6 protein-coding genes and 1 riboswitch are annotated in these 7,768 nt (G+C 40.7%); of the genes, 2 read left to right on the forward strand and 4 right to left on the reverse strand.

Annotated features, from left to right (window positions below; all coding sequences use genetic code 11):
* Positions 1-17: 17 nt before the first annotated feature.
* Positions 18-482 carry a phage tail protein gene (locus V7083_RS16090; RefSeq protein ID WP_335479637.1) on the reverse strand — a complete coding sequence of 155 codons (465 nt, stop codon included), beginning with the start codon at positions 480-482 and terminating at the stop codon, positions 18-20.
* A 228-nt stretch (positions 483-710) separates the two neighbouring features.
* A complete protein-coding gene (locus tag V7083_RS16095; RefSeq protein ID WP_335479639.1) occupies positions 711-1,124 on the reverse strand; it encodes a MerR family transcriptional regulator in 414 nt (137 codons plus the stop codon).
* 189 nt (positions 1,125-1,313) lie between these two features.
* Here V7083_RS16095 and V7083_RS16100 point away from each other — a divergent pair, with 189 nt between their 5' ends.
* Entirely contained in the window at positions 1,314-2,354 is a 1,041-nt protein-coding gene (locus V7083_RS16100; RefSeq protein WP_335479641.1) for an NAD(P)-dependent alcohol dehydrogenase, read from the forward strand.
* Between the two features lie 407 nt (positions 2,355-2,761).
* Positions 2,762-4,978, forward strand: a complete 2,217-nt coding sequence (gene katG / locus V7083_RS16105; RefSeq protein ID WP_335479643.1) for a catalase/peroxidase HPI — start codon at positions 2,762-2,764, stop codon at positions 4,976-4,978.
* A gap of 190 nt (positions 4,979-5,168) precedes the next feature.
* On the opposite strand, the gene V7083_RS16110 is transcribed toward katG, so the two are convergent.
* Positions 5,169-5,312: a hypothetical protein gene (locus V7083_RS16110; RefSeq protein WP_335479645.1), complete on the reverse strand. Its 144-nt coding sequence runs from the start codon at positions 5,310-5,312 to the stop codon at positions 5,169-5,171.
* A gap of 119 nt (positions 5,313-5,431) precedes the next feature.
* A complete protein-coding gene (locus V7083_RS16115; RefSeq protein ID WP_335479648.1) occupies positions 5,432-7,264 on the reverse strand; it encodes an APC family permease in 1,833 nt (610 codons plus the stop codon).
* Positions 7,265-7,456: 192 nt separating this feature from the next.
* A riboswitch (cyclic di-AMP (ydaO/yuaA leader) is annotated at positions 7,457-7,599 on the reverse strand.
* Positions 7,600-7,768: the final 169 nt, after the last annotated feature.

Consider the following 7,768-nt stretch of genomic DNA (forward strand, 5'->3'; position numbering starts at 1 on the left):
CCGGTTTCTTGCTGACTTTAATATTCCCCCTTAATGACAAAAAACGAGCCGCGAATGGTTCCAGCCAGTTTAGACTTCTGCCTGGCAAACTTAAATTTCCCTTCTAATTCCTTTGGAACCTCCATCCCCTCAGAAAGCTTGAAACCAACAGCCCTCTTCTTAGGGTTATCCAACGTATACAAGACGTTGACTGAAAGACCATCCTCATAAAAGACGTAGGTCCATTTGATATTCTCCACCTGAAAACTCGATGTTTCCAATGGTTTGGCTGCAAATTCAAGATCACGTTCTTCTTTCAATATTCGGTTCACATAATCCAGGGTATCCTGGCTTTCACTAGCTGGTACCACTGTAAATTCATGCTTGTATTTGTTCATAAAGTAACGGGCTTCATTTGCACGTAAACCAGCAAGCGATTCTGCTACAGGTGAAGACTCTAAGCCCACCGTTGACACATTTTTAAAATCAACAATATAGGACATTCCCATCCATCCTTTTAATCAGTTTATTTTTTTGGTTTGGCATTCCTTTTCCTCTAACACTCTATTAAGTTCTCCTGCCACTGAAGGCTTGATCTTCTCGTTCAAGACCACCCTCCCCTTGATCTGCACGATTTAAAATTAGACACCAAACAATGTTTTTTGAAACGACACTATTTAGTGTCAGGTCAAATGATATTTTAGTCATCTAGAAACTATTTTAAACTTTCCTTAATTAATGGGAATCTTTATTTTATTTTTTTTATGAATTTTTTCCGTGCCGGCAGTCAAAGCAGTTTTGTAATATAAGCATTTATGCTCAATGACTTCTAATGTTTTCTTCAATGCCTCCATTTGTGCTTCTACATGAGCTTTTCGTTCCAAAAACATGTCATATCTCTGTTGCAAGGTGGAATCCCCATCTGAACACCAATCAATAAACGTTTTAATTTCCTTAATCGGCATACCGGTAGATTTTAAACATTCAATTACTTTTAATGCAGCTATATCGGAATCTTTAAACAATCGTATTCCGCTGGGGGTCCGTTCTACTGCAGGCATAAGTCCCTCCTTGTCGTAGTAACGCAGAGTATAGACTGTAAGATTCAATTCTTTTGCCACTTCACTGATAGAATATGTCTTCATTACAGATCTCCCATTCCTAATAATATAGACTTCGAGTTAGCTCTAAATTCTAATGTACTATATTGGTTGAAACCTGTATAGACTGAAAAATAATCATTAACCACTTGACCTAGAGTTAACTAGAGGGATTAATATCTTTTACGAGAGCAATCGCAATCTCTTTAAAAAATTTATTATTGGAGGTTATTTATGATTACTGCTAAAGCACGAGCTGTTGATGGTCCTGACAAACCGTTTCGGGCTGCTGAAATTAAACGACGCGATCTTGATTTGCACGATGTTTTGATTGAAATTAAATATGCGGGAATTTGCCATTCAGATATTCACACTGCTCACGGCGAGTGGGGCCCAGTAAACTATCCACTCGTTCCTGGCCATGAGATTGCCGGCATTGTTACGGCTGTTGGAGCAGAGGTCACAAAATATAAGATCGGTGACCGGGTAGGAGTCGGATGTATGGTTGACTCTTGCGGTGAATGTGAAAACTGCAAAAAAGGTGAAGAACAATACTGTCTCAAAGGAAATGTCCCTACCTACGCTGGTGTCGACAAATATGGCGAACCTACTCAAGGCGGTTATTCTTCTCACATCGTCGTAACAGAGGACTTCGTAGTTAGAATTCCTGAAAGCATTGAGTTGGACGCTGCAGCCCCCTTACTTTGCGCAGGTATTACGACATATTCACCGTTAAACCATTGGAACGCAGGTCCAGGTAAGAAAGTAGCAGTTGTTGGTATGGGCGGTCTTGGTCATATGGCAGTCCAAATTGCACATGCTATGGGTGCAGAGGTTACTGTTCTGTCTCAAACATTGAAAAAGAAGGATGATGGCTTGCAATTAGGGGCAGATCACTACTATGCCACAAGCGATCCAGAAACTTTCGAAAAACTTGCTGGAACATTTGACTTAATTATTAACACGGTAAGTGCAAAAATTGACTTGGATGCTTATTTAGGGCTTCTGGCTCTTGAGGGTACCTTGGTCAACGTCGGTGCACCTGGAGAACCGCTATCACTAAACGTGTTTAATTTAATCGGTCACCGCCGTTCATTTGCAGGTTCCATGATTGGTGGTATACGTGAAACACAAGAAATGTTAGATTTCTGTGCGGAACATAACATTACTCCTAAGATTGAAGTCATTTCAGCTGACCAAATTGACGAAGCCTATAAACGCGTATTAGCTTCAGATGTGAAATATCGATTTGTAATTGACATCAGCACCATGTAGTTGTGGAAATGATTGAAATAAAGCAGAGGGATTCAGGAATCCTTGAATCCCTCTGTTTATTATTTATATAGGATTTTTAAAAGAGGATCTAATGGCTTGCCTCTTACCGATTCTATTCATTATAATGGAAATATATTGAAATTACCAAAACCATCAAACTCGATGATCCCAGCATATCCCCTTCTAAAATTTCGTTTCATTCTCATTTTTAATACTATTTTTGATCTTCTCTAATATTATGTTTTTCCTATTTTTTTAGATTATAAGATTCTCCTTGCCTGGAAAATGAATATATTTTTTATCCTTAAATCATAACATTATAGTGATTACTTAATAATCATTATTAACATTCTAGTTTCTTAGAAACTAGATGATTTTAAATAAGTTTAGAGGAGGAGAAATATTATATGGATTCTAAGAATCATTCAAACAGTGAAGGATGTCCGTTTCACGGCGGTGCAACTAGTTACAAATCAAGTGGTACGTCAAATCGAGACTGGTGGCCAAATGCGCTAAATTTGAATATTCTTCATCAGCATGACAGAAAATCTAACCCTATGGGAGAAGACTTCGATTATGCAGAGGAATTTAAAAAGTTAGACTACGATGCTCTTAAGCAGGATCTTCACAACCTTATGACTGACAGTCAAGATTGGTGGCCTGCTGACTTCGGACATTATGGTCCATTCTTTATCCGTATGTCTTGGCACGCTGCTGGTACATATCGTACAGCTGACGGCCGAGGTGGCGGCGGAACTGGGAACCAACGATTCGCCCCACTAAACAGCTGGCCTGACAACGCAAGCCTTGATAAAGCCCGCCGACTCCTATGGCCGATTAAGCAAAAGTATGGTAACAAGATTTCTTGGGCGGACTTGCTTGTTCTAGCAGGCAATGTTGCGATTGAATCCATGGGCGGCAAGACCATTGGATTCGGGGGAGGACGACCAGACATTTGGCATCCGGAAGAAGACATCTATTGGGGCACGGAAACAGAATGGCTGGGTGATCATCGGTACACAGGCGACCGTGAGCTTGAAAATCCACTCGCAGCCGTACAAATGGGGCTGATCTACGTGAACCCTGAAGGGCCAAACGGAAAACCAGATCCGATTGCAAGCGCCAAAGATATTCGTGAGACCTTTGCACGTATGGGAATGAACGATGAAGAAACAGTTGCCCTCATTGCAGGCGGCCATACTTTTGGTAAAGCACACGGTGCAGGAGATGCGTCCCATGTTGGCCCGGAGCCAGAAGCTGCTCCTATTGAAGCACAAGGCTTAGGATGGCTGAACACCTATGGTTCTGGTAAAGGCCGTGACACCATTACCAGCGGTATTGAAGGAGCTTGGACTGCCAACCCGACTCAGTGGGATAATGGTTACTTTGAGCTATTATTTGGATATGAATGGTGGCTGACAAAAAGTCCTGCAGGGGCCTGGCAGTGGCTTATAGTAGATCCTGATGAGAAGCATCTTGCCCCAGATGCAGAAGATCCAAGCATTAAAGTGCCGACCATGATGACCACCGCGGATATGGCATTGCGACATGATCCAATTTACGAGAAGATTGCTCGTCGTTTTTATGAAAATCCAGAAGAATTTGCCGATGCTTTTGCCCATGCATGGTTCAAACTTATTCACCGTGATATGGGTCCAAAAGCAAGATATTTGGGTCCGGAAGTTCCAGAAGAGGATCTCATCTGGCAAGATCCGGTGCCAACAGTGAATTACGAATTAACAGATGGCGAAGTAGCCGTGCTAAAGGGAAAAATCCTAAACTCTGGACTGACAATCAGTGAGCTAGTAACAACGGCTTGGGCCTCCGCTAGTACCTACCGTGGCTCAGATCATCGCGGCGGTGCGAATGGTGCCCGTATCCGGCTCGCCCCGCAAAAGGATTGGGAAGTAAATGAGCCTGAGCGACTAGCAAAAGTGCTCAATGTACTTGAAGACATTCAACGTACATTGGATAAGAAAGTAAGCCTTGCCGATTTAATTGTACTAGGTGGAAGCGCAGCAGTGGAACAGGCTGCACGTAATGCGGGCTTTGATGTTACTGTTCCATTTGCTCCTGGACGAGGAGATGCAACACTAGAGCAAACCGACGTTGAGAGCTTTTCAGTACTAGAGCCTGTTGCTGATGGGTTCCGCAACTATCAAAAAAAGCAATACAGTGTAAGTCCAGAAGAACTACTATTAGACAAGGCACAACTACTAAACCTAACTACACCGGAAATGACGGTACTTATCGGCGGTATGCGTGTTCTGGGAACAAACCACCGGGGCACCCAACACGGAGTATTTACTGAACGGGTTGGCACACTTACCAACGACTTCTTTGTTCATTTGCTTGACATGAATTTAGCTTGGCATCCTGTTGACGGAGTAGTCTATGAAGGTCGAAATCGCAAAACAGGGGAAGTGGTGCGTACTGCTACAAGAGTCGATCTCGTTTTCGGCTCCAACTCCATCCTTCGCGCCATTGCAGAAGTTTATGCTCAGGAAGACAACAAAGAGAAGTTTGTCCGTGATTTTATCGCCGCCTGGGTCAAGGTCATGAATGCCGATCGCTTCGATCTTAAGACGGCTGATCGTAAGAAAATGCAACTGACGAGTCAATAAGTTCAAGAAAAACCGCCATTGGCGGTTTTTCTTGTGGAGGAGACCTAACAATGAATCACTTTACTTACATATTGGTCTAAATCCCTGTACCTCCCTATTACCCTAGAGGATATCTTACCATTTGAATATTTTAGCTTAAAACTAGTAAGGATATATTTGTTCTGATTGGAGTTTCGTCTAACGAGAGCAATTAATTAAGAAAAAATTGTTCCAAAGCAGGAATAAGCAGATCACTTTTTAGACAATTGTCACAAATAATGATCACGGTTGAATGGGCATCATTCGTTTTTTCTGTTTCCTCATGTCCACAAATACTACAAAACTGCTCATCCATATACTCACTCCCAATCATTGATTAATATTATTATTTTTCCCAATTTTTCCTTTTTACTTATTATACAATAAAAAGAGCCCAATAAATAACATTGGGCATACTACTCGAGCTAATTGTTATTAATCATTTAAATGAAACGGAACAGTAGAAACCACCACATCTTTTCTATTTAAAAGAAGTGTACGAATACGAAAAGCTGACTGATTGTGTAATAATCGATGCCAAAACTTGTGTGTGATAAATTCAGGTAAAAGAACAGTTATTCTTTTTTCTTTTCCATAATGGCGTTCCGCACGTCCAATGAATTCAATTAATGGCTTTATTAAGGTACGATAACGGGAAACAACGACCACTAATCGGACGCCTGGATTCCATTGTTCCCATCGTTCTTCCATCTTCTTAGCCTCCTCAGGGGAAAAAGCTACATAAAAAGCTACTACATTTGGAGATAATGCCTTTGCATATGCAATAGTTGACAATACAACCTTATGAATACCTGCAATAGGAATAATAACGACCGTTTCAACGACAGGAATGGGTTCACTTAATTCAACTTTCAATTGTTTAGCAACATTGTCATAGTGTTTGCTAATTCTTGTTAATAAAAACACAAGTAACGGGGTAATGATGATAACAATCCATGCGCCTTCTTTAAACTTTGTAATACAAAATATGATAACAACGCATAGTGTTACAAAGGCACCTACACCATTGATGATTGCTTTACGTTGCCATCCTTCTGACTTGTCTCTGCACCACTTTAATACAAGACCTACTTGTGCCATTGTAAATGAAAGAAAAACCCCAATTGCATAAAGTGGAATTAATGCATCCGTTTTTCCGCGAAAAACAATGAGAAGAATACTGGCTAAAATTCCTAATGTAATGATTCCATAGTTAAAAGCTAACCGGTCACCCCTATTGCTAAACATACGGGGCATATTTTTATCTTGAGCCATGATCGATGATAAAATAGGGAATCCATTAAAACTCGTATTGGCAGCAAGTGTTAAGATCGCTGTTGTAGCAAGCTGAATAACATAATAGAAACCACCTCTGCCAAAGGCCGCTTCTGCAACCATCGATAAAACGGATTTGGTCCCTGTTGGGTCGGGATGTATATTATAAGCTTGTGAAAGTATGGTTACTCCTCCAAAGATGACAGCTAATAAAATTCCCAATGTTAACATGGTTCTTTTTGCATTTTTTTCAGCAGGTCTTCTGAAATGAGGAACAGCATTCGATATAGCTTCGACTCCTGTAACAGCTGAACACCCGGAAGAAAATGCTTTTAATAATACAAACCAAGTCAAACCTGTAGGTAATCCGGTAGGAACAGATACAGAATGGGTTGTATGCCCAGTGCCAGTTAGCCAATCAAATAATCCTTTCCCTACAAGGACTAGCATACAGAAAATAAATAAATACGTTGGGAAGGCAAATACATTTCCGGATTCAGAAGTGCCTCTTAAATTCATCCAAACCATAAACCAGGTGAATAATAAAGCGATTGGAACAACATAGGGAACGGCTGCATGATAGGCTGAAGTGATCGCCATCACTCCTGCTGAAATGGAAACGGCAACGGTTAGTGTATAATCAATTAGAAGCGAAACACCAGCCAAACGCCCCCACATCATTCCTAAATTTTCCTTGGCTACCATATACGCCCCGCCACCTTGTGGGTAGGCATCAATGACTTGCCGGTAGCTAACAATTAAAATCGCGATTAGTAAAATAATTGCCAGCGCAATGGGAATAGAAAATGAGAAGGCAAATGCTCCAACGGTTGCAAGCTCTAATAATATCATTTCTGTTCCGTATGCTACGGAGGAAAGGGCGTCCGATGATAGAATCGGTAAGGCTTTCCACATGGGCATTTTTTCGCCTTCAGCCTCTTCTGATTTTAATGGCCGCCCTAGGATTAGCCGTTTTATTGATTGAGAAGTCATTTCTTTCTTCCTCCATTTATTTTAATTTAGGTATTATTCTTGTTGTTAAAGCTTTGGTCTCTCTCGACTTTCTTTTCTGTCCCCCATTTTCCTTTTTCCTAAAAATGGGCATAATAAAAAGACCTACTTAAAATGCTTAGGTTGCCTTTTTGCTTAGTAAACAAAAAAGCCCCCTGAATCAGGTGGTCTTCTGACCTCCCTCGCTTTAGCCGACGAAGTTAGCTGACGGGTAGGATGGCGAAAGAGTATCATCCTTTCTACAACTTGTAGAATTAACCCCGGAAAAATTGGTTCCTCCGTTCCTGAGTTTCCTCAGAATTAAGCCGTTTATATGATTTTTTTATAATGAAATTTTATAAACCTTCGCTCAAATCGAATTTCACCTTCTCTTATTACTTTTTGTGCTCCCCTATTTCAAATAAATCTATATGTATTTTAAGATCGTTTAAATAAGAAATACAGTTAAGATGTTGTTAATTTTTTTAAATCGAATTCATTTTATAA

It is taken from the genome of Bacillus sp. JJ1764, assembly GCF_036962145.1.
In the GTDB taxonomy this organism is placed as follows: Bacteria; Bacillota; Bacilli; order Bacillales; family Cytobacillaceae; genus Neobacillus.

Bases quoted from the DNA above. Each gene is read 5' to 3' on its own strand.
- V7083_RS16115 (WP_335479648.1), bottom strand. From the start codon at position 7,264: ATGACTTCTCAATCAATAAAACGGCTAATCCTAGGGCGGCCATTAAAA.
- V7083_RS16095 (WP_335479639.1), bottom strand. From the start codon at position 1,124: ATGAAGACATATTCTATCAGTGAAGTGGCAAAAGAATTGAATCTTACA.
- katG (WP_335479643.1), top strand. From the start codon at position 2,762: ATGGATTCTAAGAATCATTCAAACAGTGAAGGATGTCCGTTTCACGGC.
- V7083_RS16100 (WP_335479641.1), top strand. From the start codon at position 1,314: ATGATTACTGCTAAAGCACGAGCTGTTGATGGTCCTGACAAACCGTTT.
- V7083_RS16090 (WP_335479637.1), bottom strand. From the start codon at position 482: ATGTCCTATATTGTTGATTTTAAAAATGTGTCAACGGTGGGCTTAGAG.
- V7083_RS16110 (WP_335479645.1), bottom strand. From the start codon at position 5,312: ATGGATGAGCAGTTTTGTAGTATTTGTGGACATGAGGAAACAGAAAAA.